The organism is Methylocapsa aurea, from assembly GCF_000746085.1.
Classification (GTDB): Bacteria; Pseudomonadota; Alphaproteobacteria; order Rhizobiales; family Beijerinckiaceae; genus Methylocapsa; species Methylocapsa aurea.
The window spans coordinates 434,661-458,635 of sequence record NZ_JQKO01000001.1 but is presented as its reverse complement, the minus strand read 5'-3'; the positions used below and the strand labels follow the sequence as shown (position 1 = coordinate 458,635).

The window sequence follows — 23,975 nt, the reverse complement described above, 5'->3', positions numbered from 1 at the left end:
TTTAAACCATGCTGCAACCCAAGCGCACAAAATTTCGGAAAGCCTTCAAGGGCCGCATTCACGGCGCCTCGAAAGGCGGTTTCGAGCTGAATTTCGGGCAATTCGGTCTGAAAGCGCTCGAGCCGGAGCGGATCACCGCGCGCCAGATCGAAGCCGCTCGGCGGGCGATGACTCGGCACATGCGGCGCGCCGGGCGCGTTTGGATCCGGATCTTTCCCGATGTGCCGGTTTCTAAGAAGCCGACCGAGGTTCGTATGGGTAAGGGCAAGGGCGCGCCGGAATTATGGGCTGTCCGCGTCGCGCCGGGCAGGATCATGTTTGAACTCGATGGCGTTCCAGTCGAACTCGCCCGCGAGGCGCTTCTCCTCGCCGCGGCGAAACTGCCGATCAAGACGCGGTTCATCCAGCGAATTGCCGAGTAGAAAGGGCGTCATCATGAAGGCCAAGCAGCGTTTGTCCGATCTCAAGGTCATGTCCCGCGATCAGCTCGAGCAAGAGATTTTGAACCTCAAGAAAGAGCAGTTCAATCTTCGTTTTCAGAGGGCGACGGGGCAGCTCGAAAATACGGCGCGGGTTCGCGTGGTGCGCCGCGACATCGCCCGGGTGAAGTCGCTTGCGGCGCAGGCGCGGCTGCAGTCCGCGAAATAGATTTGTGAGCGTCGACCGCAGGGTTTGAAAGATAGGTTAGAGAGACTATGCCGAAGCGAATTCTCCAGGGCGTCGTCGTGAGCGACAAGCAGGAAAAGACCATTGTCGTGAAGGTCGAGCGCCGTTTCACGCATCCGCTTTTGAAGAAGACGGTGCGGCGGTCGAAGAATTATCACGCCCATGACGAGACCAAAGCGTTCAAGATTGGAGATGCGGTCTCAATCGAAGAGACGAAGCCGATCTCGAAATTGAAGCGGTGGATCGTGGTCAGCGCCGCCGAAAAAGCCTGAAGCTGTTCGACGACTTGCGGGGCTCCGAGGTTTGGAGCTGTTTAGACGCGATGGGGGGCGGGGCCTCCTTCAGACGTAGTCCGACGCCGGAGGCTCCGGCTGGAAACCGATCTGAGACGAAAGGTATGAAACGATGATTCAGATGCAGACTAATCTCGACGTCGCGGATAATTCCGGCGCGCGCCGCGTGATGTGCATCAAGGTGCTTGGCGGCTCGAAGCGGAAATATGCCGGGGTCGGCGACATTATCGTCGTCTCGATCAAGGAAGCTATTCCGCGCGGGCGCGTCAAGAAGGGCGACGTGATGAAGGCGGTGGTGGTTCGCACAGCGAAGGACATCAAGCGCGCAGATGGATCGGTCATCCGGTTCGATTCTAATGCAGCGGTCCTGATCAACAACCAGTCGGAGCCGATCGGCACCCGCATCTTTGGACCGGTGCCGCGCGAATTGCGCGCCCGCAACCAAATGAAGATCATCTCGCTTGCGCCGGAGGTATTGTGATGGCGGCAAAGATCAAGAAGGGCGACAGAGTGATCGTCCTCGTCGGCCGCGACAAGGGACGTTCCGGCGAAGTGCTGCAGGTCAAGCCAAAGGAAGATCGCGCGGTCGTGAAGGGGATCAACCTCGTTAAGCGCCACCAGGGACAGACCGCGAAACAGGAAGCCGGGATCGTCACGAAAGAGGCGACCATTCATTTGTCCAATCTTGCGCTCGCCGATCCCAAGGATGGAAAAGCGACCCGGATTGGTTTCAAGATTCTCGATGACGGCCGTAAGGTCCGCGTCGCCAAGCGTTCTGGAGATGTGATCGATGGCTGAGTCAAAGTCCGGCAAGGGCGGCGGCAAGGGCGCCGCTAAAGGCGGCAAGGCGGCGGCCAAGCCCGCCGCCAAGGCGCCTCCGACCAAAGCGAAGAAGGGTGGCGAAGAAGGCGGCGCACGGCGCGAGCCGACGGCTTACGCCACGGCTTCGGCGGAAGCGCTCGCCTCGCCGAAGGATTACGCGCCTCGCCTGAAGACACATTACGAGGAGGTCGTCCGGCCGCGGCTGATCGAGGAGTTCGGCTATAAGAATCCGTTCGAGGTCCCCGCCATCGAAAAAATTGTGCTGAACATGGGCGTCGGCGAGGCTGTGAACGATACCAAGAAGGTCACGCTCGCCGCGGCCGACCTTGGATTGATTGCTGGTCAAAAGCCGGTCATCACTCGTGCGCGCAACGCGATCGCGACGTTCAAGGTTCGCGAGAATATGCCGATCGGCGCGAAGGTCACCCTTCGCAAGATTCGCATGTACGAGTTTCTTGATCGCCTGGTGACCATCGCGCTTCCCCGCATCCGGGATTTCCGCGGCCTCAATCCGAAGAGTTTCGATGGCCGCGGCAATTTCGCCATGGGCATCAAGGAACATATTGTGTTTCCGGAGATCGACTACGATCAAACCGAGAGCATCGTTGGCATGGACATTATCGTCTGCACGACAGCGAAATCAGACGACGAGGCGCGCGCCCTTTTGCGCGCATTCAACTTCCCGTTCCGGCAGTGAGACGAAACCGTTTCAGACGCGGCGACCAGAGGTAAAGATTTATGGCGAAGAAAAGCTCGATCGAAAAGAACAAGCACCGGATCAAACTGGTCAAGCAATATGCCGGCCGGCGGCGCCGTTTGAAAGCGATCGCCAACGATGAGGCCTTGACCATGGAGGAGCGTTTCGCCGCGCGCCTCAAATTGTCGGAATTGCCCCGCAATTCCGCCGCCGGGCGGGTTCGCAATCGGTGCGAGGTGAGCGGCCGGCCAAGGGCCTATACAAGAAAGATGAAAATGTCGCGCATCGCGGTTCGTGAATTGGGCTCGAAAGGTCTGATTCCGGGCCTTGTGAAGTCGAGCTGGTAGGAGAAGCGGATCATGTCAATGAACGATCCGTTGGGCGATATGCTCACCCGCATCCGCAATGCCCAGATGCGCCGCAAAGGCAAGGTGCAGACTCCTGGGTCAAGGCTTCGCGCCCATGTGCTCGACGTGTTGCAGTCGGAGGGGTATATCCGTGGCTATTCGACGACGGAATATGGCAATGGCCGCACCGAGTTCGAAATCGAGCTGAAATATTTCGATGGGCATCCCGTGATCCGCGAGATTCAGCGCGTATCTAAGCCCGGCCGGCGCGTCTATGCGGCGGTCGATGGCATGCCGCGCGTCGCGAATGGGCTCGGCATCACGATTATCTCCACCCCTAAAGGCGTCATGGCCGATCATGCAGCCCGGGAAGCCAATGTCGGCGGCGAAGTCCTTTGCAAGGTCTTCTAACTGGAACGAGGAAATCAGTTCATGTCTCGTATCGGAAAGAAGCCGGTCGCCATTCCCGCAGGCGTCACGGCCAAGGTGGAAGGCCAATTTATCTCGGTGAAAGGCGGCAAGGGCGCATTGTCCTTTACCGCTCCCGATGATGTGAGCCTTGCTTTTGCGGATAATCAGATAGCCGTGACGCCCCGCAACGAAACCAAGCGGGCGCGCGCGATGTGGGGTATGACCAGGTCGATGGTCAATAATCTGGTGATCGGCGTCTCCACGGGTTTTGAGCGCAAGCTTGAAATTACCGGCGTTGGTTACAAGGCCGCGGTTGCTGGAAAGAATCTCCAGCTGTCGCTCGGCTATAGCCATGACGTGAATTTTCCGATTCCGGAAGGAATTGCGATCGTTGCGCCGAAGCCCACGGAAGTGTCGATCAGCGGCATCGACAAACGTCAGGTCGGTCAGATCGCGGCGGAAATCCGTGCATTGCGTCCGCCGGAGCCCTATAAGGGCAAGGGCGTGAAATATGCCGGTGAATTCATCTTCCGCAAGGAAGGCAAGAAGAAGTAAGTTTGGCGTGAACTGAGGAGCCAGTGGTATGGCGAAGAATAATGTGGCCACGGCCCGGCGTCAGGCGCGCGTCAGGCGTTCGCTTCGCGAGCGCGCCTATGGCAAGCCGCGGCTTTCCGTTTTCCGCTCGTCGAAGCAGATCTATTGTCAGATTATTGACGATGGCGAGGGGCGGACCCTTGCCGCTGCGTCTTCGCTCGAGAAGATCAATCGGGAGAGCCTCAAGACGGGCGCGACGGTCGAGGCCGCAAAGGTCATCGGGAAGTTGATCGCCGAACGGGCCACGCAGGCGGGCATCAAGGAAGTGGTGTTCGATCGCGGCTCCTACATGTATCACGGGCGCGTTAAGGCGCTTGCCGAAGGCGCGCGCGAAGGCGGGCTGAGCTTTTGAGGCGCATTGGGCGCGCGGCGGGCGATGCGATGCCGGCGACCAACGCGATGAATGGACAACGGACTTGAAAACGGAACAAAGAAATGGCGCGTGAGGGTGAGGGCGGCCGTGGCCGCGACCGCGATCGGGAAGAACGCGATAGCGAATTCATCGATCGGCTGGTCCATATCAATCGCGTCGCTAAAGTTGTGAAGGGCGGCCGGAGATTCGGCTTTGCTGCGCTTGTGGTCGTCGGCGATCAGAAGGGCCGCGTCGGCTATGGCCACGGCAAAGCGCGCGAAGTGCCCGAAGCGATCCGCAAGGCGACGGAATCCGCGAAGCGGTCGCTGATCCGGGTGCCCCTGCGCGAGGGACGCACGCTGCACCATGACGTCAATGGCCGGCATGGCGCCGGACGGGTCGTGCTGCGGGCGGCGCCAGCCGGAACCGGCATTATCGCCGGCGGACCGATGCGCGCCATTTTCGAGACCCTCGGAATGCACGATGTCGTCGCCAAGTCGCAAGGATCCTCGAATCCTTACAATATGATCCGGGCGACCTTCGACGCCTTGGAGAGGGAGGATTCGCCACGCTCCGTTGCGGCGCGTCGCAATCTGAAAGTATCCACCCTTCAGGCGCGTCGCCAAGGCGGCGAGACGGAAGCCGTTAGCGAAGCGTGAGGAGCACAAGCATGACCACGACCTCGCCATCCAAGGTTACTGTGGAGCAGACGAGAAGTCCGATCGGGCGTCCGGCCTCCCAACGCGCGACGCTGGTCGGGCTTGGCTTGAACAAGATCGGCCGCCGTTCCTCGCTTGAAGATACTCCTGCCGTACGCGGCATGATCGCGAAGGTCGCTCATCTCGTCCGCATTGTCGAGAACGCGTGAGAGCGAGACCCAGTGAGGACGGAACAGTGAAACTCAACGATATTGTCGATAATTTCGGCGCCCTCAAGCCCCGCATGCGGGTTGGCCGCGGCATTGGCTCGGGCAAGGGTAAGACCTGCGGGCGCGGCGTCAAGGGACAGAAGGCGCGCACCGGCGTCGCGATCAAGGGTTTCGAAGGCGGTCAGATGCCGTTGCATCGCAGATTGCCGAAGCGTGGCTTTTGGAATCCCTTCTCGACCTACTATAATGAGGTCAACCTCGGGCGGATCCAGTCCGCTTTGGATGCCGGCAAGCTGGATCCTACGACGGTTGTCACGATCGAGTCGCTGATTGCCGCGGGAATCTGCTCGAAGCCGCGCGACGGCGTAAAAATCCTCGGCGTCGGCCAGCTCGGCGCGAAACTCACGTTCGAGGTTGCTGCGGCGTCGAAAAGTGCGGTTGCGGCAATCGAAGGCGTTGGCGGATCGATCAGATTGCTGACGGTTGCGGCCCAAGCGGAAGCTCCGGCGAACGAGGCCTGAGCTTCGTTGGCCTGGCGCGTCTGCGACGCAAACGCCAGCCCTCATGGAGGAGGGTCATTCGGTCGACCCGAATTTCTTCAGGGGGTGGGGAAAGAAGGGAATTTCCCGACGCAGCCGGCGGGCTCCAGTGCGGCGCGGCCGGCTAAAACGCCATTTGCAAGTCAAGAAGAACAAGAGTTCGGGCATATGATGCGCCCTGGGAGCAATAGATGGTTTCGGCGGCAGAGCAACTTGCGGCGAATGTGAATTGGGGCGCCTTCGGCAAGGCCGAAGAACTCAAGAAGCGCATCTGGTTTACGCTCGGGGCGCTGATTATTTATCGGCTGGGCACCTATATCCCCCTGCCGGGCATCGATCCCGTTGTGTTTGAAGCCAATTTCACCGGCAGCAAGCAGGGCGTGCTCGAATTATTCAACATGTTCGCGGGCGGCGCCGTGCAGCGCATGGCGATTTTCGCCCTGAACATCATGCCCTATATATCGGCTTCTATTATCATTCAGCTTCTGACTTCGGTTTTCCCGACGCTGGAGGCCTTGAAAAAGGAAGGCGAGTCCGGGCGTAAGGTCATCAATCAATATACGCGATATCTGACCGTCGTGCTCGCGGCGTTCCAAGCCTATGGCATTTCGGTCGGGCTCGAGGGCCAGCCCGGCGTTGTGCTCGAACCGGGGTTGTTTTTTCGCCTTTCGACGGTCCTGACGCTGATGGGCGGCACCTTGTTCCTGATGTGGATCGGCGAACAGATCACGTCGCGCGGCATTGGCAATGGCTCGTCGCTGATCATATTCGCCGGCATCGTCGCCGCATTTCCGTCGGCGATCGTCAATACTTTGGAGCTTGGACGCCAGGGCGCAATCTCGACCGGATTGATCATCGCGGTTTTGATCATGTCGGTCGCCGTCGTCGCCTTCATTGTCTTCATGGAGCGCGCGCAGCGCCGTCTCCTGATCACCTATCCAAAGCGCCAGCAGGGCAATAAAATCTATGAGGGGCAGACGTCCTTCTTGCCGCTGAAGCTCAATACGTCCGGCGTCATCCCACCAATTTTCGCGTCTTCGCTTCTGCTTCTGCCGACGACTATCGCCAATTTCTCGCAGGACCAAGGCGGAACCGGCATTCTCGCGCTAATTTCGACTTATCTTGGCCAGGGTCGACCGCTTTACATGCTCGTCTATGTCGGATTGATCGTGTTCTTCGCGTTTTTTTACACGGCGATTGTTTTCAATCCGGTAGAGACCGCCGACAATCTGAAGAAGCACGGCGGCTTTATTCCAGGCATTCGGCCCGGGGAGCGGACGGCGCAATATATCGATACGATCCTGATGCGCATCACGGTTCTGGGGGCTGCTTATCTTGCAGGGATCTGTCTCTTGCCGGAAATGCTGAGATCCTATGCCAACCTGCCGTTTTATTTTGGCGGCACCTCGCTTCTCATCGTGGTGAGCGTTACGATGGACACGGTCGCGCAGATTCTTGGCCATCTCCAGGCGCACCAATATGAAGGATTGGTCAAAAAGGCCAAATTGCGAGGGAAGCGCAGATGAGGCTTGTCTTTCTTGGACCGCCCGGCGCCGGAAAGGGCACCCAGGCGGCGCGGCTCCAGGAGAAGTATCGAATACCGCAATTGTCGACGGGAGATATGTTGCGCGCGGCGGTGAAGGCGGCGACTCCGATTGGCCTCGACGCCAAGGTTATTATGGATGCAGGGGGCCTCGTCCCGGACGAGATCGTGGTTGGCATCGTCGCCGATCGGATTTGCGAGCCGGATGCAAAATCCGGCTTTATTTTGGACGGGTTTCCTCGGACGGTCAATCAAGCGGAAGCTTTGGCCAGGATGCTGCGCGCCAGAAATATGGACCTGGACGCGGTGATCGAACTCAAAGTCGACGAGGCGGCGCTCCTTGCGCGGATCGAGCAACGGGTGAAGGATTCCATCGCCGGCGGCGCCGCCGTCCGGGCGGATGATAATCCGGAAGCCTTCAAGGCGCGGCTTGACGCTTATCACGCGCAGACTGCCCCGGTTTCGGCCTATTATGCGGAAAAAGGCTCTCTGAAGACAATCGACGGAATGGCGCCGGTCGATGCCGTATCCGAGGCAATCGCCAAGGCGCTTGGCGGCTGAGGGCCACCCCCACTTCATCATCGGTGAGCGGGTAAGCCCCCGACCGGGAACAGCCCCAATTTCGTCCGTCGAGATCTTCGGGCGATAGCGGCCAATACGGTAAGGCAGGCGCTTCGATCGTCCGCGCGTTTCGTTTTGGCGTTAAATATAATACATGAGATGTGCTTCGTCGCTTTCGCTCAGAGCGCGCATCTCCGCCAAAGTGCGATTATCGAGGACGGTGGCAATGGCGTTGCGCGCCTCGAGCATGATGAGCCGGACGCAACAATGTTTTTCGTCGACGCAATCGTCACAGCGCCGATAGGACGTCTTGCTTGCGCATTGGATTGGAGCGAGCGGACCGTCAAGGACGCGAACAATATGGCCGACCCTGATCTCATGGGCTGGCCGCGCCAGGGTATAGCCGCCGCCCTTGCCCTTTTTGGAATTGACGAAGCCCGCATTGCGCAATTCGCCCAGAATCGTATCAAGAAATTTTTTGGGAATATCGTTCGAGACCGCTATGTCGGTGACCAGCGTCGCTTCGCCGGGCGGACGGCCGGCGAGGTGAACCATCGCCTTCAAACCATATTTGCCTTTTTTTGTGAGCATTCGAACTCCGATAGGAATTTCCTGCGGCGCAGGTTCTTGCGCGAAGCGGCCGCATTTTGTTCGTGTATTATGGATATTCAGCCGATGTCCGAATGTCCACCAGTTTTATAGTCTTTGCGAGAAAAACTGCTTATTTTTTGCGCTTTGCGCGAAAGAAGACAGCCTCTGCCGGAGGCATTGGCGCGACATTCGCGTCGGACGATGAAATTAGTCGAGCGGCGCTGGAAGCGTGGGAGCCGTTGGGGCAAGGTGATTCGCTGCGGGCGCTAGAGCGTTTCCCGATCAGATGGCGTCATCTGATCGAAAAGGAATCGCTCAGATTCAATGAGTTGGAGCATGTTCTTATGAGACATCGGATATATCCGATGTCTCAATATCGAAAAAGCCGATCAACTTTTTCGGAACCTGCTCTAGGCGAGTCAGGAGGGGCGACGTTGTCGTCTCCGCGCCTCCGGTCCAGGCCTGTGACGCGAAAAATGTCTTGTTTCCTTGGCGTAGCCATAGGGCTTGTTCCGGCGCGTCGGAAGTGACAAAAGGGCCGGTCCAGATCGCATGTGGGCGGGCTCGCAAAGCTGGGCGAAGCTCAGGTTTGCGGACCAAGGCAAACGAAACAATCGCGCGAAAACACCCTTGGACGTGGGGTGTTTTATGAGATTCGGGAAAGGTCAAGCGGGTATGGCGGCTTCTGACGGCACGGCGATTGGACCCCGCCTCAAGCCAATTCTGGCGCAACGCCAAGCAGATATCGATAAGGCGAAAGCGAAGCGTTCTGCGGGCGCCCTGACCGGCATGATTGGCGAAGCGCCGATGACCAGAGGCTTTCTCGGCGCCTTGTACGAACATTTCACGACAACCGGGAAGCCAGGCGTTATCGCCGATATCAGAGGCGCTTCGCCGCTGTCGAAAACGACCAGGTCGCGCATCGACGTGATGGAGATTGCCGAGCACTTCCGCGATGCTGGCGCGACATGCGTCTCAGCCTCGCCGGACCGGCGTTTTTTTCGCGGAAGCATCGCCGATCTTGCGACCGCAAAGGCCGCCAATCTGCCTATTCTCGCCAATGACGTCGTTGTCGATCATTATCAGATTTTGGAGGCCCGATACGCCGGCGCCGACGCGGTTTTGCTGATCGTCAGCATCCTTGGAGATCAGATCGGCGAGTTCGTCGCAAGGGCGCAGTCGGTCGCGCTCGACGCCCTGGTCGAGATTCGCAACGAGGCTGAACTCGACATAGCGCTCAAGGCCGGCGCTAGCCTGATCGCCGTCAATAATCGCGATTTGGAAACCCTGGAGACGGACCTTTCCATATCCGAGCGGCTGCTTCCCTTAATTCCAGCGGACTGCGTGTTTCCCATCGCGGCGGGCGGCATCGCGACCTTGGAGGACATTGAACGCATGGCGCGCGCCGGCGCGAAGGCGGTGCGGGTTGCCGGCGTTCTCATGGAGGCCAAGGATCCTTACGACGCATTGCACAAGCTCTTGGGCACGACGCCGCCCGAGGACGCGCCAGAATAGGCTTGGATCCTGCGCGAGGGTCCTCCTTTATCGGAATAGGGACGAAGGGAAGCGACGGGAGGATTATGCAAACACATGAAACAATCTTGAGCTTCCGCAAGATTCCCATCGGATCGAATCGGAAGTTCGGCGTCACCTTCGGGGTGATTTTTGCGGTTTTCGGCATCTGGCCGTTATTTCACCATGCCAGCTCGCCAAGATGGCCGCTGATAGCTCTTTCCGCCGCATTTTTGGCGGTCGCGCTGCTTCGTCCCGACTGGCTGACGCCGTTGAACCGCGCGTGGTTCAAATTGGGGTTCGCCTTGAACAAAGTCGCCAATCCGATAGTCATGGGGATTTTGTTTTTTGGGGCCGTTGCGCCCCTCGGCTGGTTCTTGCGCAAGAGAGGCGAAGATCTGCTTCGTTTGGAGTTGAAACCGGAGGCGGAAACCTATTGGATCGAGCGCCAACCGCCAGGCCCCGCGCAGGGCACACTGACCAAGCAATTTTGAGGAGCGCCAATGTCGATTCTAGCCGAACTTTTTGAGTTTCTGGGCGCGCGGAAGAAGTTCTGGCTGTTTCCGCTCCTCATTCTTTTTCTGATCGTCGGAGGCTTATTCGTGCTGAGCCAGGGCTCCGTCGTCGCGCCTTTCATCTACACTCTGTTTTGATTGCCTTGGGATGCTCGTACTCGGCATTTCGGCCTTTTATCACGATAGCGCCGCCGCGCTGATTCGCGACGGCCAGATCGTCGCCGCGGCGCAGGAAGAACGCTTCACCCGCAAGAAGCACGATCCAAGTTTTCCCGTGAACGCCATTGCCTATTGCCTTAGCGAGGCGAAAGCATCCGGCGAGGATGTCGATCGCATCGCTTTCTATGAAAAGCCGTTTCTGAAGTTCGAACGGCTGATCGAAACCTATCTCGCCTTCGCGCCGAGCGGCTTTGAATCGTTTCGCAAAGCCATGCCGCTGTGGATCGGCGAGAAATTGTTTCAGCGCGATCTGCTGTTGCGCGAACTGAGCGCGATCTCCCCGGCGCTCGGCGAGAAGCCAAAATTGCGCTTTTCCGAACATCATTTCTCGCACGCCGCGTCTGCCTATTATCCTTCGCCATTTCAATCGGCGCTCGTCCTGACCATGGATGGGGTCGGCGAGTGGGCGACCACCTCGGCGGCGATCGGCCAGGGCGACGACTTGTCGATCACCAAGGAGATTCACTTTCCACATTCGCTCGGATTGCTCTATTCGGCATTCACCTATTACACCGGGTTCAAGGTCAATTCCGGCGAATATAAAGTGATGGGCCTCGCGCCTTACGGAGAGCCGAAATACGCCAAGGCGATTTTCGATCATCTGATCGACGTGAAGCCGGACGGTTCGTTTCGATTGAACCTCGATTACTTCTCCTTCTGCACCGGCCTGACAATGACCGACAGCCGCTTCGAGGCGATGTTCGGCGGGCCGGCGCGCCGTCCCGATCAACCGCTCGAACAAAGGCACATGGATCTCGCCGCCTCGATCCAGGCGGTGACCGAGGAAGTCGTGCTGCGATTGACGCGCTCGCTTTCGACGCAGACCGGGCTGCGCCATCTCTGCCTCGCCGGGGGCGTCGCTCTCAACTGCGTCGCGAACGGCAAAGTGCTTCGGGACGGCCGGTTCGACAGGATATTCATTCAGCCCGCGGCAGGCGATGCCGGCGGCGCGCTTGGCGCGGCGCTCGCGGTGTTTTACGATGAAAATCGCCGGAGCGATGGCGCCAAGATCGTCAAAGAGCCCGATTCGATGCAAGGAGCCTATCTGGGACCGAGCTTCGAGCAGTCCGATATCGAATGCCGGCTAAAAGCCGCGGGCGCCATCTACAGCGTCGTTGACGACGATGCGCTGATCTCTCAAACCGCGACGGCCCTTGCGAACGGGCGGGCGGTCGGCTGGCACCAGGGCCGAATGGAATTTGGTCCACGCTCGCTCGGCGGCCGTTCGATCCTCGGCGATCCGCGTTCTCCGACCATGCAGAAGGCGCTCAATCTCAAAGTCAAATATCGCGAGAGCTTCCGCCCTTTCGCGCCCTCTGTGCTGCGCGAGCGCGTCGCGGACTGGTTCGAGCTCGATGCGGATTCGCCCTATATGCTTCTCGTCGCCGATGTGAAGTCCGATCGCTGCCGCAAGATGTCGGCGGAGGAGCAGGCGCTGTTTGGCATCGACAAGCTCAATGTGCTGCGCTCGGATATACCGGCGGTCACCCATGTTGACTACTCGGCGCGCATCCAGACGGTCCATAAGGAGACCAACCCGCGCTACTATGCATTGATCAGCCGGTTCGAGGAATTGACCGGCTGTCCGGTCCTTATCAACACAAGCTTCAATGTGCGGGGCGAGCCCATCGTCTGCACGCCGGAGGACGCCTTCGCCTGTTTTATGGGAAGCGAAATCGAGTTTCTGGCGGTCGGCAACTGCATTCTCCACAAGGACAAGCAGAACCCAGAGCTTGCCCGCGACTATAAAAATGCGTTCGATCTCGACTAGAGCATGTTCTTAAAAAAGTTGATCGACTTTTTCGATATTTAGACATCGGATATATCCGATGTCTTCTCGGAACATGCTCCAACTCATTGAATCAGGAAGCGCTTTAAGAGCGCCCTTGGCTGGCTACTGCGTTTTCGACGGCAGCGCGCCAGGCGCCTGGGTTTCGATGAACCGCTCAAGCAACTCGGCCCTGAGACGGTTTGCGAGCGGCGTCGGGTGGCCATCGCCTTCGATGCTGATCCTGGCGCCGCCGGCGTGCTCTTTTTCGAGCGAAACATCCAACACAATGGCGCCGCCGTCCCTCAGGCGCTGAATGATTGCGTCATTGGTGAAACCCGTCCCGCGCAAGTAGTCCTCGGGCACGCGCAGATAGGGGATCAATGTCGGAACGCCGTATTTCTCCTTGGCGAGCGTCGCGGCCCTCGCCAATATCTTGATATAGAACGCGACGTCGTCTGGCCGCAGCTTGGACCGGAGCGGCGCGATGAAGCTCCGATAGGCGGCGGAGTTTCCAAGCCATTCCTGCAATTTCAGGCTCATCCCTTCGCTGCAGGGGCCCTTGTAGACGACGGAATCGTCCTCGAACGCATAGCGGGGCGCATGCAACACAAAGGAGGCCTTGCAGGCGGTCCGCTCGGCATGCCAGGCGGCAGTCATGAAGACGAACAACCGCGCTTGTGAACCGAGCAGGGAATCGTAAATCCCGGTTTCCAATTCGCGCAAGAATTGCGACGGGCCGTGGCCGATGAAGGCGAAGTTAAGAACCCGCAGCTTGCGGTCAAACCCATCGGCAAAGGCTTGCGGCAATGTTTCGGCGTCGTTGATGCCTACTCCAAACGTCATGGAATCGCCGAAGAAGGCGACGGTCGGAGCGGCTGCGCTTGAATGCGTCTCGCGTAGTAAATTGGAATCGATCGTGTAGTCGACGCTGTAGATTGTCGCGCCGGTCCTGGTATCGGTTTTTTCGGAATGGAATCGCCCCGCGCGCTGCGGTCCCCAGCCAATGATCGGCTGAGGAACCGACGACCCGCTCGTCGTGATGGTCAAGAGCTTTGGCTCCATGATATTGGCGGCGGCCTCGATGAGTGTGAGGCCGAAGACGAGCGAGGCGAAGACGAGAAGAGCATCGCGCCATTTGCCGCGCGACAATGAAGCGATGTCCGCGAGGAGCAAAAAAGTGAGGCCGAAAGTAAGCAGCCGGAAGGATGGAAAAAAGCGCAGTGTTTCCAGCAATGCGATCAGGATGATCAAGACCGGAATGGCCGCGAAGCCCAGCTGCGTGAAGAGACCTTTGGCCATGAAGGAGGGGGTCCTTGGATCGTTCATCTAGAGCTTCTTTCCGAATTGGCGGAATCGGAAACAAGCTCTAGCTCTTTGTTTGATCTCACTTTCTTACCGCGAACCGGGACCTGTTTCGCTCGAAAATGTTCGAGGGGCGGACTTCTGGCTGGCCTCGGCCTTCCGGAGCGACGGCAGGATGTGAGACATAGGCCCTTCAATATAGGTCTTGAGCATGATCGCCCTTGCGCGATTTGCGAACCCCGTCGGATGACCATCGCCGACGATGCTGATCGGGGCGCCTTCGACTTGTTCTTTCTTTAGCGAAACATCGAGGACGATCGCGCCGCCTTCGCGCAAACGCCTCATGATCGTCTCGTTGCTGAAGCCGGTTCCTTGCAGATAGTCGTCCGATACCTGAATATAAGGGATGAGCGTCGCGACGCCGTATTTCTCTTTGGCGAGGTTTGCGGCGGCGAGCAAGACCCGGATGTAGAGTTCGACGTCATCGCGGGTGAGCTTGTGTCGAAAGGGCTCGATGGCGACGCGATAGGTTGCGGCGTTTTCGAGCCATTGGCGTAGCTTCAGGCTCATCCCTTCGTTGCAAGCGCCCTTGAACATGACTTGATCGTTTTCGAGCGCGTATCGCGGCGCCAGCGCCGTCCAATAGGATTTACAGGCGGTCCGCTCCGCGTGCCAGGCCGCCGTCAAGAAGACGAAGACAGTCGACTGGGCTCCAATGACGGAATCAAAATAGCCCGTTTCGATCTCACGTAGGAATTGCTGCGGTCCATAGCCCGAGAAGCCAAGATTGAGAACGCGCTGCTTGTGATCGAACAGATCGGCGAACTGTTGCGGCAATGTATCTGCGTCGTTGACGCCGTCGCCGAAGGTATAGGAGCAGCCAAAAAAAACGATCGTCGGCCCGCTCTCGCATGAGCGCGTCTGACGCAGAAGATTTTGGTCGATGGTGTAATCTACGCTGTAGACCTCCGCGCCGGTCTTGGGATCCTTTTTCAACGCATGGAAGCGTCCCGCATGATCCGGTCCCCAGCCGACGATCGGCTTGGGGCCGATCGCGCCCGGAGCCGCAGCGTCCGCCTTCCTAGGCTCCCAAAAATTGGCGCCGGCCTCGATGAGGCTGATGCCGAACGCCAGAGACGCGAGGACCAAGAGAAAGTCGCGCGATTTGCCCCGCGCCAGCGATGCAATGTCGGCGAGAAGGAAGAAAACAACGGTGAATGTGAACAACCGAAAATAGGGAAGGGGCTGTTTCAGCTCAATGAATGCGGCGGCGCCGAGAAGGAGCGGAATGGCCGCAAGGCGCAGCGTGAAGGAAAGCCATTGACCCATCGGCGCGCCAAATCCCTAGCTCGTGAAGGAGTTAAGGACGCGCTGATACGATTTTTTCCGGCATTCTGTCCAGCAAAGGTCAAACGCGCATCGTTCCGCGCGAAGTCTCCTCAACTGGAGCGTTCGTTGCAAAGCCTATTCGCGAAACGCGTGCGCATTGCGATCACGATCCAGACGCATTAACTTTGCCGACTACGCCAAGGGGCGGGCCGATGGGCGCCGTTGATGTCGATTATCTGGAGGCCATCGTTTTGATTCTCACTCATCTCGAGGAAGCGCGCGCCGCGTTGCGCGCCGCAATCGAGCAATCCTCCAGCATCGTGGCCTTTACCGGCGCCGGCATATCGACCGAATGCGGCGTTCCGGATTTTCGATCCAAGGATTCGCCATGGATGCGCTACCGGCCGATCGATTTCGATGTCTTTATGTCGGATATTTTGATGCGCGAGGAAGCCTGGCGGCGCAAATTCGCTCTGGACGATATTTACGCCATGGCCCAGCCGGGGCGCGGCCATTACGCGCTCGCGGGGCTCGTGGCGGGCGGCAAGGCGACGGCCATTATCACCCAAAACATCGATAATTTGCATCAGGTCTCCGGCGTGCCGGAAGAGCGGATCATCGAATTGCATGGCAATGGCTCCTACGCGGCGTGCCTATCCTGCGGCTGGCGGCATGAGCTCGGCGACATTCGCCGCGATTTCGAGGCCACCGGGGCCGCGCCTGCCTGCGTCAAATGCGCGGGGCCGGTCAAACCGGCGACCATCTCCTTCGGTCAGGCGATGCCCGCCGAGGCCGTGCAGCGGGCGCATGACGCAACCATCGCGTGCGACCTCTTCCTTGCAATCGGCTCCTCCTTGGTGGTCTATCCCGCCGCCTCGTTTCCCTCGCTCGCCCGTCTGCACAGGGCGCGGCTCGTCATTTTGAACGGAGAGCCGACGCCGCTCGACGCTGAAGCCGATCTCGTCCTGCGTGGCGATATCGGCGACATTTTGCAGCCCTTCGCAGCCTGACGATTTGGCCTTGCACTGCGGTTAAGGCGGCGATTCGTACAGTCCGAAAACTGGCGAAGCCATTTGTTTGAACGCCGAGCCGCCGCGTCGCTTGAAATGCGCGAGATCCCGCCTTCGGGCAAAGCATGACGGATGAGCGGGCGCCCGTGATGGCTGGCTGACGCCGTCCTATTCTTTTTGCAGTCATCCACAGTTTCCTGCGCCGTCCGCCTTTTGCAGTGTTGCGTGAATGTTATCCTCAGATTCACCTGATTTCCTTCGTAAGTGATTCTTCTTGAACCATTGTGCGGCGAAGGAGGCTGGACCTTGCGTATGCTTTCGGGGGAGGTGGCCTTGGACGATGAAATGCCTGCATCGCCTCGACTTGATTTCGCGCCGCCGGCGCCGATCGAAGCGCTCGACTTTGTTCAAATTTCCGGGCGCATCAAATGGTTCGACGTCGTCAAGGGCTATGGCTTCATTGTGCCTGATGTTGATGGCCCGGACGTCCTTTTGCACATCACGACTTTGCGTAAGGATGGTTTCCAAACCGCTAATGAGGGCGAGCGCATTGTCTGCGAGGCCATCCGCCGCGCGAAGGGGCTCCAGGTCCTTAAGATCGTCTCGATGGACGGATCGCGCGGGACGCTTCCTTGCGAATGGCAGCCGCCCCGCACCCACGTCCAAGTCGTTCCAACCAGCGGTTTTGAAATCGTCGTGGTCAAGTGGTTCAACCGCGTGCGCGGGTTCGGCTTCTTGACGCGCGGCGACGGGACGCGCGACATATTCGTTCATATGGAAACCCTGCGCCATTATGGCATCGCGGAATTGCAGCCGGGCGAAAGCCTCCTCGCGCGGTTCGGCGATGGTCCCAAAGGATTGATGGCCGCCGAAGTCCGCCCCCTCAACGCCCGCCTGCCGATGTCTCACTGACGTGCGACACGCGCGCTGATTTGCCGGCTTGAGGCGCCGCTTGCGGATGGGCGGTTCGCGCTCTGCGCAATTGCCGTTGCTCAAGAAATCCGGCAAGAGTCCGGCAGGGTAAATGCGTGCGGCCAAGGTTTGAGCCTCCCGCCGAAACGGAGCGGGTTGGTGAGAGGGATGACGTGATAGACCAATGGACTTGGCGATTGCCTTCGCTGAAGGGGTGGGGGCGCGCGCGCCGCGCCAACGGGTCGAGGCTGCGGCTTATTCCGCTAGCCCTGTTCGCGGCGCTGCTGCTTGGGGCGATCCGGCCGGGATGCGCCGAACCCGGGATCAATGAGGCCCGCGACCGGCTCGAGCCGCTCGAGATCGTCACCGCCAGCGGGCCGCACCCCTTTTCCGTCGAGGTGATGCGCACCGAGTCGCAGCGACAGCGAGGCCTCATGTTCCGCAGGAGCATGCCGCAAGATCGCGGCATGCTGTTTATTTTCGACTCCGAGCGGCCGGTGGCGATGTGGATGAAGAACACTTATTTGCCGCTCGACATGATTTTCATCGCCAGGACGGGCAGGGTGGTCGGGCTTGCCGAAAATACCGAGCCCTTCTCGGAAAGGATTATTCCCTCCGGCGCGCCGGCCTATGGCGTTATCGAGCTCAACGCCGGCGGCGCAGCCAAAATCGGCTTGAAGATCGGCGACAGCGTGCGGCATCCCGCTTTTTCCAAGTGAACGGGACTCCCGGCGTCGCCATTTTGCACGCGCTTCCGTCGGATGGCGAATGTGCGGCGGCGACGCTTTTTGGATTGCCCTAGGGAAGGTTGCTAAACCGCGCCCTTAAAGCGCCGCTGGAACTTGTTCGCGCCGGCGCCGCGTGATAGCGAATAGCGCGACGAGAGAGCAAGGGCCATTTCGCCATGCGGGGTATAGCGCAGCCTGGTAGCGCGGAAGTTTTGGGTACTTCAGGTCGCAGGTTCGAATCCTGCTGCCCCGACCATCCGAGTTGCGCGATGGGCCTCGCGTTATTCTATTGACAGAGCGTTCGCGCGAAATTTGGATGCCCTCATGACCGCACGGATTTACCGCCCCGCCAAGACCGCGACGCAGTCCGGCTCAGCCAGAGCCAAGCTTTGGGTTCTCGAATTCGAGCCCGCCTCCGCGCGCGAGATCGATCCTCTGATGGGCTGGACGAGCTCGGGCGACATGAACAGCCAGGTCCGCTTGCATTTTTCCGACAAGGACGAGGCGATCGCCTATGCCCAGAGGAACGGCTTGGACTACAAGGTCGAGGAGCCAAAGCCCAGCCCGCGCAAAATCCTCTCCTACTCGGATAATTTCAAATCGACCCGTCTCGGCCAATGGACCCATTGAGACAGAGACGAACATCGGCTCGACCCCGTAGCTCAGCTGGATAGAGCAGCCGCCTTCTAAGCGGCAGGTCGCAGGTTCGAACCCTGCCGGGGCCGCCAATGAAATTAGCTGCATTTCGCGCACAGCCCTTGGCTTAAGGCTTCGCCGGTCGCGATCTAGGTCAAGCGGCACCCTCGGGTTTGCCTTGGCGGCGGGCGGCGATCACGCCGGAAATATCATTGCACCCGCTACCATCCAAATCGTGAATGCCATGCTCGCGAACCCAATGGAGTTCGTGATGGCTGCGTTTCGACGCGTCATCTTACCTCCTCCTCGCGTTTTCGCCGCGGCACAACCATTCGACGCGCCCGACCGGTAGTGAAAACATTACGCTCAGCCCAGAGCTGCAAGAGTTGACTGGAACGTTTCGCTGCGTTTGGGAATTAAACCAGCTCACAAATTCAAGCGGTCCCTCTCCACGGCTCCATATTTTTACGACTTTGAACTATCGAATAAGAAAAGCTGTTCAAACGAAGCGGTGGCTTCAACCAATGATGGGGCGCTGATGACATGAACGCACGGTCGTTCGCGAAAGTGGTTCTTGGCGATACTGTCGTCGGCGCGTGGATCGGTCGCGCGCCATTTCTCGAACGCGCCTATAAGCACTGGGCGATGTCTCGCCGAGATAGTAGCGGTCTCTATTACGGCGTTTACAATACTTACGAGGAGGCATTTGCTGACCTCCCATCTTGGCGCGCCGCGGGATGGGATAATGATGGGGCGGCCGCGATGTGGGTCGATAACATCAGTCCGATTAGGGCTGGAACCTATCCTGTGTTTTTCTGGTTATCGCAGCTCCTTCACGAAGGGAGTATAGTTATTGATTATGGCGGCAGCATCGGGCTGACCTACTATGGATTCCGTCGGTACGCGCACCAACCGGCCGACCTGCGGTGGATCGTGGTCGAGGTTCCACGGATTGCCGAACAAGGCAGGTGCGTGGCGAAGCGGGAGGCTGCCGCCAGCATCGAATTCGAGACCGCTCTGGAGGCAGTCCCCGATGGCGATGTTCTCCTCGCGTTGGGCTCCCTCCAATACATGAAGCAATCCGTTCCCGGCCTGCTCGAACTCCGAGCGACAAATCCTCCCCATGTGATCTTGAACAAGGTTCCTCTCACGCAGGGAAACTCCTATTGGACGCTGCAAAACTTCGGTCCTTCGATCTGCCCGTACAGGGTCTATAATGAAGCCGATTTCATCGGATATTTCGAGCAGGCCGGATATAGGCTGAAGGATCGATGGGGCGTTTATGAACTCGATTGCTACGTTCCTTTCCATCCTCATGAGTTCCTACCGTTTCTTACGGGGCTTTATTTCAAAAAGCCGGCATGAGGCAGTTTCTCAGCGCCCCGGTTCGCGAATCAGCCAAATGAAGGCATAGTCGCCCCGGGAGAATTGGCTCATGCGCGGCTTCTATGAGTTTTTCGCTGGCGGCGGGATGGCGCGAGCCGGCCTTGGGCGCAATTGGAACTGCCTTTTCGCGAATGATTTCAATCCGAAGAAGAGCGCCATCTATCGACTCAACTGGGGATCGCGCGAACTCAAGACCGGCGACATCCGTCTCCTGCAATCCGCCGATCTTCCGAAAACCGCCGATTTGGCCTGGGCGTCTTTTCCCTGCCAGGATCTTTCCTTGGCGGGAGGCGGGGCTGGTCTTAATGGCGCGCGGAGCGGGACCTTTTATGCCTTCTGGACTGTGATGTGGGAGTTGATCGAGGAAGGCCGCGCGCCAGATCTGATCGTGCTTGAAAACGTGAATGGCGCGTTGACATCGCATAATGGCCGGGATTTCGCCGCCATCTGCAGCCAGTTCCATGATGCCGGCTATGCCTGCGGCGCCATGATCATGGACGCCGCTCTGTTCCTGCCGCAATCGCGCCCGCGCCTGTTTGTCGTTGGCGTTCGCAAGGGCGTTTGCATACCGCTGTGCTCGCGAGCCGTCGCTCCGTCGATCTGGCATCCTCCAGCGCTCCAAAATGCTTTTGCGGCGCTGCCCTCGGAGGTCAAGGATTCCTGGATCTGGTGGAGTATGCCGGCCCCGGCGGCTCGCAACGCGGCGCTGGCGGACCTGATTGAGGATGAGCCAAGCGGCGTATCCTGGCGCACGCCCACGGAGACGCGACGGCTGCTCGGGCTGATGAGCGATGTCAATCTTCGCAAAGTCGAGAGGGCCAAGGCGGCGCGGCGGCGCGTCGTCGGCTGCGTCTACAAACGCACGCGCTTCGATGAAACCGGCGTCAAGATTCAACGCGCCGAAGTGCGTTTCGATGGACTCTCCGGTTGTTTGCGCACGCCCGCGGGTGGCTCGAGCCGTCAAATGATTCTGGTGGTCGAGGGCGAGAGGGTCAGCTCCCGCCTGATCTCTGCGCGCGAGACCGCTCGACTGATGGGCCTGCCTGACGATTATCTGCTGCCGCTCAATTATAACGAAGCCTATCACTTGACCGGCGATGGCGTCGCTGTTCCGGTCGTCCGATACCTTGCCGAGCACTTGCTTGAGCCGATTCTGGGCGGGAGAGGCGCGTCTTTTCCCGCCGCCGCGTGAGGAACGTCGCTTCTATCGCCCAGCCAACGAGACCTCCGTTGAAATCGAAGCCAACGCCGCCTGATCCGGCCCGCAGCGCCATCATGCGCGCGGTGAAATCGACGAATACGCGGCCTGAAAAGGTTGTCCGCTCGCTTGCGCATCGTCTCGGTTTCCGGTTCCGGCTCCACCGAAAGGCTCTGCCCGGCAATCCCGATCTTGTCTTCGTCAGCCGCCGAAAAGTGATTTTTGTGAATGGCTGCTTTTGGCATGGCCATGACTGCAAGCGGGGGGATCGCCAGCCCAAAGCCAATGCATCCTATTGGAGCGCCAAGATCGCGGGCAATAAGGCGCGCGACGTCAAGGCCCATGCGGCGCTCGCCGCGGCCGGTTGGGATGTGCTGACCATCTGGGAATGTGAGACCAAGGAAGTCGAGCCGCTGCGCGCCCGGCTGGCTGATTTCTTGACCTGATGCGGTCGCCTTGGTGCGGCGCTCAATCGACGAAGGCGGCGCCAGGAAGCGTCCGCAGGATCGCGCGATCGAGTTTCCAGATCGGATGGCCTTTGACAATTGGCGGAAGGCGGCGGCAATCGAACGTCAGATTTTCGAGCCGAGCGGCCGCCTCGGGCTCCTCGGATTTCAATTCGTCGAAACATTCGCCGGCGTAAGACTTCAAGTTGCTCGAATCTTCGATGGCTGTCTTGTTATAGCTCGATACGCCGGCCGCGACCATGCGCACAAACCCTACGACGATGTTCAGGAGATCGGCGTCGTCCCGGCCAGCGCCGCCACCCTCGTTCGCGGAAAGGGTGAACGGGCCATCCAGTGGGCCGATTTTTCCGGTTTCGGTTGCGAGAACGAAGAGAGTGTTCATTTTGATGATGTGGCTTCGGAGCTAAAAATAGGGTTGCTGACCTTAAATGGTTTGCGGCGAGAGAGCGCGACAAGACAATGATTTTCGGTCATGCTTTAGAGATTGGTCGAGGCAAGTTCAACTAAGAGCTTTGAGCGCGCATCCTTCCATGCTTTCAACCGTTGTTTTTTGCGAAGAAGACTCTGATCGGCGCGCCCGCGATTTGCTCGAAAATTTGGTGCGGACGCTGGGTTCGCTCGTCTCCGCCAATGTCGAAGGCCTCCTCGGCGATGTCGCGATTGCCGGGCCGGCGGGTGAGGGACTTGGCGCGATCGCCGATCATGCAGGCTGCGCGCTGATTGAAGCTCCTGGCGAGGCGGATTGGCTTCGCCAGGCGATCGAAGCGGCGCGCGGCCCCGATCTGCTGTTGCTCCGGTCCGGTCGCGCGCCGGAATCAGGGTTCATCGAAGAGGCTGGCGATTTTTTACTGGGCGGCGGCGGTCGCGCGGCGGGTCTGCGCGCGGCCCCAGAAACCTTGGCGGAACGGCTTTTTCCCGGTTTGGCGCCCGTCGCAGGCTTGATCGCGCCGCGCGCATCTTGCCTGCGCGCGCCCTCCAGTCGGTTTCGGAGGCTTGTCCATTTCATCCGTCCGGCCGTGACCTTGCGAACGCGGGCGCGGCGCATCGGTTAGGTGTTTGGTACTGGAATGAGCATTTGCTCGCGTCGATTTCGATCGCTTGGCGGATCAGCTCGCCAGGATCGCAGGGCAGTTCATTTTGACGATCGATGATGCGCCGTAAATGCGGGCAATTTTCGCTGCCTCAAACCAGGAGCAGGTCAGGGCGACCTACATAGCGGCCGAGGACGGTGCAAAGCACGGCTCGGACCTAGTCGTGTCGCAGGTTAAAACAAAAGCTAGATGACATTGTCATTCGATGGACCGGCGCAGGACCTACGGAAGCGAGTCAAACCGCAGGTAACTCTGTCCAGCACAGCATCTAACCGAGCTGTCATGAATTGGCTAAGCTTTTGAGTTTGCTGGTGCCCAGGGGCGGAATCGAACCACCGACACTGCGATTTTCAGTCGCATGCTCTACCAACTGAGCTACCTGGGCATCGCCAGGGCCAAGCCGACTCCGACGCTGAGCGCGTTATAATGGAACGATGCCGCGATTGTCTAGCGCCGCGTGCGTTTGAATGGAGCGGACAGGTGGAAGCCGAATTGTCGCGCTGGCGCCGCGCTGTCTTTCGCCGCGAGGATGCGCTGCGCCGAGCCCGCGGCCTTCGCCAGCGCCAGTTCGGAGACGTTTAAGCAGCGGTGGCGCTTAGGCCGTGATTTCGCTTGGCGCGCGCTGCGATTGCATGTCGCACTTGGCGACGAAATCGCAGATCCGGCCGATCGAGTCCGCGTCGATGAGAAGCGGCGGATGGCCTTGGCCCTTGACGACGTGGATTTCGCAGGCGCGATGGCGCTGCGCCATTTCGCCGAGGGTTTGGACAGAAAGAACGTCCGAGTTTTCGCCTCTGAAGATCAGCAAGGGCACATTGCGCAAACCATCGAATTGCGGCCAGTAACTGGGCAACGGCTGCTCTAGGTCGAGATATTGGAGCGGCTTCATCAGTTTTGGATCGTAGCGCGCGCTAAGGCGCCCGTTGGATTGGGCGAAAGTGATCTTTGCATAAGCCGCCCAATCCGCTTCGCTGAGGCCCTTGAATTGTTGGCTCATGAGCCGTTTGAGAAGATCAATTGCGTCGGCGATGGAAAGCGGGGCGGGAAGTTTGCCGACATAGCTGCGGATCCGCGCCATTCCGCGCGGCTCCACGACGGGGCCGATGTCGTTCAGCACGACGGCGCGAATGATCGCCGGCCGGCTGGCCGATAATAGCATCGCATGCAGTCCGCCGCGCGACGTTCCAACGAAGGCGGCGCGGTCTATTCCGGCCGCCGTGAGAACGCTCAAAAGATCGTTGTTTTCAACTGGGAGGCTGTAGTTCCGCCAATCCCGATCGTAAGCGGAAAGGCCCCGGCCGCGGTAGTCGATGGCGAGCACGCGCCGCTTCTGCCCGAAAAGGCCGGAGGCTAGGGCGCTCGCAAGCGGGCCGAAATCAGCAGAATTGCGCGTCAGCCCCGGCAAGCAAACAACCGGAAGGCCCGGATCGAGCGTCGAGCCATAGTCCCGGACATGAAGCATCAGGCCGTCGTAACCGGAAAAAAAGCGGCTTTCGAAGGGAAGCTGCGGAAGGATCATGAAAGCTCCGAACGGGCGATTCAGCGCTTGCAGCGCAAGGCGAGATTTACGGCCAAGTCAAACCAACGCGACGCTGTATAATAATGGGGCGGCAAT

General features: G+C 59.2%; 32 protein-coding genes and 3 tRNA genes. 29 read left to right on the top strand and 6 right to left on the bottom strand.

All coding sequences use genetic code 11. The features are described 5' to 3' along the window. Positions 1–8: 8 nt before the first annotated feature. From rplP to DL86_RS02080, 15 genes are all read left to right on the top strand, one after another. Positions 9–422 (top strand): 50S ribosomal protein L16, encoded by a 414-nt coding sequence (gene rplP / locus DL86_RS02150; RefSeq protein WP_036257552.1) that lies wholly within the window; start codon positions 9–11, stop codon positions 420–422. A gap of 13 nt (positions 423–435) precedes the next feature. Next, positions 436–648: a 50S ribosomal protein L29 gene (gene rpmC, locus DL86_RS02145; RefSeq protein WP_036257550.1), complete on the top strand. Its 213-nt coding sequence runs from the start codon at positions 436–438 to the stop codon at positions 646–648. Positions 649–695: 47 nt separating this feature from the next. Next, positions 696–938, top strand: a complete 243-nt coding sequence (gene rpsQ, locus DL86_RS02140) for a 30S ribosomal protein S17 (RefSeq protein ID WP_036257549.1) — start codon at positions 696–698, stop codon at positions 936–938. A gap of 133 nt (positions 939–1,071) precedes the next feature. Beyond that, positions 1,072–1,440 (top strand): 50S ribosomal protein L14, encoded by a 369-nt coding sequence (gene rplN, locus DL86_RS02135; RefSeq protein ID WP_026606357.1) that lies wholly within the window; start codon positions 1,072–1,074, stop codon positions 1,438–1,440. Beyond that, positions 1,440–1,757, top strand: a complete 318-nt coding sequence (rplX, locus tag DL86_RS02130) for a 50S ribosomal protein L24 (RefSeq protein WP_036257548.1) — start codon at positions 1,440–1,442, stop codon at positions 1,755–1,757. The genes rplN and rplX overlap by 1 nt, the downstream gene beginning before the upstream one ends. Further along, entirely contained in the window at positions 1,750–2,478 is a 729-nt protein-coding gene (gene rplE, locus DL86_RS02125) for a 50S ribosomal protein L5 (RefSeq protein ID WP_084572625.1), read from the top strand. The genes rplX and rplE overlap by 8 nt, the downstream gene beginning before the upstream one ends. A gap of 41 nt (positions 2,479–2,519) precedes the next feature. Then, positions 2,520–2,825 (top strand): 30S ribosomal protein S14, encoded by a 306-nt coding sequence (gene rpsN / locus DL86_RS02120; RefSeq protein WP_036257547.1) that lies wholly within the window; start codon positions 2,520–2,522, stop codon positions 2,823–2,825. 12 nt (positions 2,826–2,837) lie between these two features. Then, the gene (gene rpsH, locus DL86_RS02115; protein ID WP_036257546.1) at positions 2,838–3,236 is read left to right on the top strand and encodes a 30S ribosomal protein S8; all 399 of its coding nucleotides are present in this window, start codon (positions 2,838–2,840) and stop codon (positions 3,234–3,236) included. A 21-nt stretch (positions 3,237–3,257) separates the two neighbouring features. Further along, positions 3,258–3,791 (top strand): 50S ribosomal protein L6, encoded by a 534-nt coding sequence (gene rplF / locus DL86_RS02110; protein ID WP_036257544.1) that lies wholly within the window; start codon positions 3,258–3,260, stop codon positions 3,789–3,791. A 28-nt stretch (positions 3,792–3,819) separates the two neighbouring features. Beyond that, positions 3,820–4,182 (top strand): 50S ribosomal protein L18, encoded by a 363-nt coding sequence (rplR, locus tag DL86_RS02105; protein WP_036257542.1) that lies wholly within the window; start codon positions 3,820–3,822, stop codon positions 4,180–4,182. An 83-nt stretch (positions 4,183–4,265) separates the two neighbouring features. After that, a complete protein-coding gene (rpsE, locus tag DL86_RS02100) occupies positions 4,266–4,841 on the top strand; it encodes a 30S ribosomal protein S5 (RefSeq protein WP_036257541.1) in 576 nt (191 codons plus the stop codon). A gap of 11 nt (positions 4,842–4,852) precedes the next feature. Then, positions 4,853–5,050: a 50S ribosomal protein L30 gene (rpmD, locus tag DL86_RS02095; protein WP_036257540.1), complete on the top strand. Its 198-nt coding sequence runs from the start codon at positions 4,853–4,855 to the stop codon at positions 5,048–5,050. A 26-nt stretch (positions 5,051–5,076) separates the two neighbouring features. Continuing rightward, complete coding sequence (gene rplO, locus DL86_RS02090; protein WP_036257539.1) at positions 5,077–5,571, top strand: 50S ribosomal protein L15; 495 nt, start codon at positions 5,077–5,079, stop codon at positions 5,569–5,571. Between the two features lie 209 nt (positions 5,572–5,780). Further along, positions 5,781–7,115 (top strand): preprotein translocase subunit SecY, encoded by a 1,335-nt coding sequence (gene secY / locus DL86_RS02085; protein ID WP_036257537.1) that lies wholly within the window; start codon positions 5,781–5,783, stop codon positions 7,113–7,115. Continuing rightward, positions 7,112–7,693, top strand: a complete 582-nt coding sequence (locus DL86_RS02080; protein ID WP_036257536.1) for an adenylate kinase — start codon at positions 7,112–7,114, stop codon at positions 7,691–7,693. Before secY ends, DL86_RS02080 begins: the two co-directional genes overlap by 4 nt. A 141-nt stretch (positions 7,694–7,834) precedes the next feature. Here DL86_RS02080 and DL86_RS02075 read toward each other — a convergent pair whose 3' ends face one another. Then, positions 7,835–8,284, bottom strand: a complete 450-nt coding sequence (locus DL86_RS02075; RefSeq protein ID WP_036257535.1) for an RrF2 family transcriptional regulator — start codon at positions 8,282–8,284, stop codon at positions 7,835–7,837. 675 nt (positions 8,285–8,959) lie between these two features. Here DL86_RS02075 and DL86_RS02065 point away from each other — a divergent pair. From DL86_RS02065 to DL86_RS02055, 4 genes are all read left to right on the top strand, one after another. Further along, complete coding sequence (locus tag DL86_RS02065) at positions 8,960–9,799, top strand: indole-3-glycerol phosphate synthase TrpC (RefSeq protein WP_036257533.1); 840 nt, start codon at positions 8,960–8,962, stop codon at positions 9,797–9,799. A 65-nt stretch (positions 9,800–9,864) separates the two neighbouring features. After that, a complete protein-coding gene (locus DL86_RS02060; RefSeq protein ID WP_051952487.1) occupies positions 9,865–10,290 on the top strand; it encodes a hypothetical protein in 426 nt (141 codons plus the stop codon). Positions 10,291–10,299: 9 nt separating this feature from the next. Continuing rightward, entirely contained in the window at positions 10,300–10,449 is a 150-nt protein-coding gene (locus tag DL86_RS20215) for a DUF5989 family protein (protein ID WP_202899144.1), read from the top strand. Positions 10,450–10,459: 10 nt separating this feature from the next. Beyond that, positions 10,460–12,301 (top strand): carbamoyltransferase family protein, encoded by a 1,842-nt coding sequence (locus DL86_RS02055; protein WP_036257532.1) that lies wholly within the window; start codon positions 10,460–10,462, stop codon positions 12,299–12,301. A 123-nt stretch (positions 12,302–12,424) separates the two neighbouring features. Here the strand turns inward: DL86_RS02055 and DL86_RS02050 are convergent, their stop codons facing one another. Continuing rightward, on the bottom strand, positions 12,425–13,627 hold the full coding sequence (locus tag DL86_RS02050) for an SGNH/GDSL hydrolase family protein (protein WP_084572624.1): 1,203 nt from the start codon (positions 13,625–13,627) through the stop codon (positions 12,425–12,427). Positions 13,628–13,693: 66 nt separating this feature from the next. Beyond that, entirely contained in the window at positions 13,694–14,932 is a 1,239-nt protein-coding gene (locus DL86_RS02045) for an SGNH/GDSL hydrolase family protein (protein WP_202899143.1), read from the bottom strand. Positions 14,933–15,144: 212 nt separating this feature from the next. Here DL86_RS02045 and DL86_RS02040 point away from each other — a divergent pair, with 212 nt between their 5' ends. The 9 genes from DL86_RS02040 (at position 15,145) to DL86_RS02000 (ending at position 21,248) form a co-directional block, all read left to right on the top strand. Continuing rightward, positions 15,145–15,942: an SIR2 family NAD-dependent protein deacylase gene (locus DL86_RS02040; protein ID WP_051952486.1), complete on the top strand. Its 798-nt coding sequence runs from the start codon at positions 15,145–15,147 to the stop codon at positions 15,940–15,942. A gap of 345 nt (positions 15,943–16,287) precedes the next feature. Next, a complete protein-coding gene (locus tag DL86_RS02035) occupies positions 16,288–16,854 on the top strand; it encodes a cold-shock protein (RefSeq protein ID WP_036258059.1) in 567 nt (188 codons plus the stop codon). Between the two features lie 197 nt (positions 16,855–17,051). Beyond that, positions 17,052–17,573 carry a DUF192 domain-containing protein gene (locus DL86_RS19575; protein ID WP_084572622.1) on the top strand — a complete coding sequence of 174 codons (522 nt, stop codon included), beginning with the start codon at positions 17,052–17,054 and terminating at the stop codon, positions 17,571–17,573. Between the two features lie 188 nt (positions 17,574–17,761). Beyond that, positions 17,762–17,838 (top strand) — tRNA-Pro (locus DL86_RS02025). A 68-nt stretch (positions 17,839–17,906) separates the two neighbouring features. Further along, the gene (locus DL86_RS02020; RefSeq protein ID WP_036257531.1) at positions 17,907–18,212 is read left to right on the top strand and encodes an ETC complex I subunit; all 306 of its coding nucleotides are present in this window, start codon (positions 17,907–17,909) and stop codon (positions 18,210–18,212) included. A 21-nt stretch (positions 18,213–18,233) separates the two neighbouring features. Then, positions 18,234–18,310: transfer RNA gene (locus DL86_RS02015), tRNA-Arg, on the top strand. A 451-nt stretch (positions 18,311–18,761) separates the two neighbouring features. Continuing rightward, on the top strand, positions 18,762–19,583 hold the full coding sequence (locus DL86_RS18515) for a TIGR04325 family methyltransferase (protein ID WP_051952485.1): 822 nt from the start codon (positions 18,762–18,764) through the stop codon (positions 19,581–19,583). A gap of 70 nt (positions 19,584–19,653) precedes the next feature. Next, positions 19,654–20,796, top strand: a complete 1,143-nt coding sequence (locus DL86_RS02005; RefSeq protein WP_036257530.1) for a DNA cytosine methyltransferase — start codon at positions 19,654–19,656, stop codon at positions 20,794–20,796. A gap of 38 nt (positions 20,797–20,834) precedes the next feature. Beyond that, complete coding sequence (locus DL86_RS02000) at positions 20,835–21,248, top strand: very short patch repair endonuclease (RefSeq protein WP_036257528.1); 414 nt, start codon at positions 20,835–20,837, stop codon at positions 21,246–21,248. Between the two features lie 22 nt (positions 21,249–21,270). Here the strand turns inward: DL86_RS02000 and DL86_RS01995 are convergent, their stop codons facing one another. Further along, the gene (locus DL86_RS01995) at positions 21,271–21,651 is read right to left on the bottom strand and encodes a hypothetical protein (RefSeq protein ID WP_036257526.1); all 381 of its coding nucleotides are present in this window, start codon (positions 21,649–21,651) and stop codon (positions 21,271–21,273) included. 148 nt (positions 21,652–21,799) lie between these two features. On the opposite strand from DL86_RS01995, the gene DL86_RS01990 reads away from it, so the two are divergent. After that, entirely contained in the window at positions 21,800–22,321 is a 522-nt protein-coding gene (locus DL86_RS01990; protein ID WP_036257523.1) for a hypothetical protein, read from the top strand. Between the two features lie 348 nt (positions 22,322–22,669). Here the strand turns inward: DL86_RS01990 and DL86_RS01985 are convergent. Together DL86_RS01985 and DL86_RS01980 are read right to left on the bottom strand one after the other, a co-directional pair. Next, positions 22,670–22,745 (bottom strand) — tRNA-Phe (locus tag DL86_RS01985). Positions 22,746–22,955: 210 nt separating this feature from the next. Then, positions 22,956–23,879, bottom strand: a complete 924-nt coding sequence (locus DL86_RS01980; protein ID WP_036257521.1) for an alpha/beta fold hydrolase — start codon at positions 23,877–23,879, stop codon at positions 22,956–22,958. Positions 23,880–23,975: the final 96 nt, after the last annotated feature.

Bases quoted from the DNA above. Each gene is read 5' to 3' on its own strand.
- DL86_RS02005 (WP_036257530.1), top strand. From the start codon at position 19,654: ATGCGCGGCTTCTATGAGTTTTTCGCTGGCGGCGGGATGGCGCGAGCC.
- DL86_RS01980 (WP_036257521.1), bottom strand. From the start codon at position 23,879: ATGATCCTTCCGCAGCTTCCCTTCGAAAGCCGCTTTTTTTCCGGTTAC.
- DL86_RS02035 (WP_036258059.1), top strand. From the start codon at position 16,288: ATGCCTGCATCGCCTCGACTTGATTTCGCGCCGCCGGCGCCGATCGAA.
- rplR (WP_036257542.1), top strand. From the start codon at position 3,820: ATGGCGAAGAATAATGTGGCCACGGCCCGGCGTCAGGCGCGCGTCAGG.
- DL86_RS01990 (WP_036257523.1), top strand. From the start codon at position 21,800: ATGCTTTCAACCGTTGTTTTTTGCGAAGAAGACTCTGATCGGCGCGCC.
- rplN (WP_026606357.1), top strand. From the start codon at position 1,072: ATGATTCAGATGCAGACTAATCTCGACGTCGCGGATAATTCCGGCGCG.
- DL86_RS02065 (WP_036257533.1), top strand. From the start codon at position 8,960: ATGGCGGCTTCTGACGGCACGGCGATTGGACCCCGCCTCAAGCCAATT.
- DL86_RS02075 (WP_036257535.1), bottom strand. From the start codon at position 8,284: ATGCTCACAAAAAAAGGCAAATATGGTTTGAAGGCGATGGTTCACCTC.
- DL86_RS01995 (WP_036257526.1), bottom strand. From the start codon at position 21,651: ATGAACACTCTCTTCGTTCTCGCAACCGAAACCGGAAAAATCGGCCCA.
- DL86_RS02080 (WP_036257536.1), top strand. From the start codon at position 7,112: ATGAGGCTTGTCTTTCTTGGACCGCCCGGCGCCGGAAAGGGCACCCAG.
- rpsN (WP_036257547.1), top strand. From the start codon at position 2,520: ATGGCGAAGAAAAGCTCGATCGAAAAGAACAAGCACCGGATCAAACTG.
- DL86_RS20215 (WP_202899144.1), top strand. From the start codon at position 10,300: ATGTCGATTCTAGCCGAACTTTTTGAGTTTCTGGGCGCGCGGAAGAAG.
- secY (WP_036257537.1), top strand. From the start codon at position 5,781: ATGGTTTCGGCGGCAGAGCAACTTGCGGCGAATGTGAATTGGGGCGCC.
- DL86_RS18515 (WP_051952485.1), top strand. From the start codon at position 18,762: ATGAACGCACGGTCGTTCGCGAAAGTGGTTCTTGGCGATACTGTCGTC.
- rplX (WP_036257548.1), top strand. From the start codon at position 1,440: ATGGCGGCAAAGATCAAGAAGGGCGACAGAGTGATCGTCCTCGTCGGC.
- DL86_RS02050 (WP_084572624.1), bottom strand. From the start codon at position 13,627: ATGAACGATCCAAGGACCCCCTCCTTCATGGCCAAAGGTCTCTTCACG.
- DL86_RS02040 (WP_051952486.1), top strand. From the start codon at position 15,145: ATGGGCGCCGTTGATGTCGATTATCTGGAGGCCATCGTTTTGATTCTC.
- rpmC (WP_036257550.1), top strand. From the start codon at position 436: ATGAAGGCCAAGCAGCGTTTGTCCGATCTCAAGGTCATGTCCCGCGAT.
- rplP (WP_036257552.1), top strand. From the start codon at position 9: ATGCTGCAACCCAAGCGCACAAAATTTCGGAAAGCCTTCAAGGGCCGC.
- rplE (WP_084572625.1), top strand. From the start codon at position 1,750: ATGGCTGAGTCAAAGTCCGGCAAGGGCGGCGGCAAGGGCGCCGCTAAA.
- DL86_RS02020 (WP_036257531.1), top strand. From the start codon at position 17,907: ATGACCGCACGGATTTACCGCCCCGCCAAGACCGCGACGCAGTCCGGC.
- DL86_RS02055 (WP_036257532.1), top strand. From the start codon at position 10,460: ATGCTCGTACTCGGCATTTCGGCCTTTTATCACGATAGCGCCGCCGCG.
- rpsE (WP_036257541.1), top strand. From the start codon at position 4,266: ATGGCGCGTGAGGGTGAGGGCGGCCGTGGCCGCGACCGCGATCGGGAA.
- DL86_RS02060 (WP_051952487.1), top strand. From the start codon at position 9,865: ATGCAAACACATGAAACAATCTTGAGCTTCCGCAAGATTCCCATCGGA.
- rpsQ (WP_036257549.1), top strand. From the start codon at position 696: ATGCCGAAGCGAATTCTCCAGGGCGTCGTCGTGAGCGACAAGCAGGAA.
- rpmD (WP_036257540.1), top strand. From the start codon at position 4,853: ATGACCACGACCTCGCCATCCAAGGTTACTGTGGAGCAGACGAGAAGT.
- rplF (WP_036257544.1), top strand. From the start codon at position 3,258: ATGTCTCGTATCGGAAAGAAGCCGGTCGCCATTCCCGCAGGCGTCACG.
- rpsH (WP_036257546.1), top strand. From the start codon at position 2,838: ATGTCAATGAACGATCCGTTGGGCGATATGCTCACCCGCATCCGCAAT.
- DL86_RS02045 (WP_202899143.1), bottom strand. From the start codon at position 14,932: ATGGGTCAATGGCTTTCCTTCACGCTGCGCCTTGCGGCCATTCCGCTC.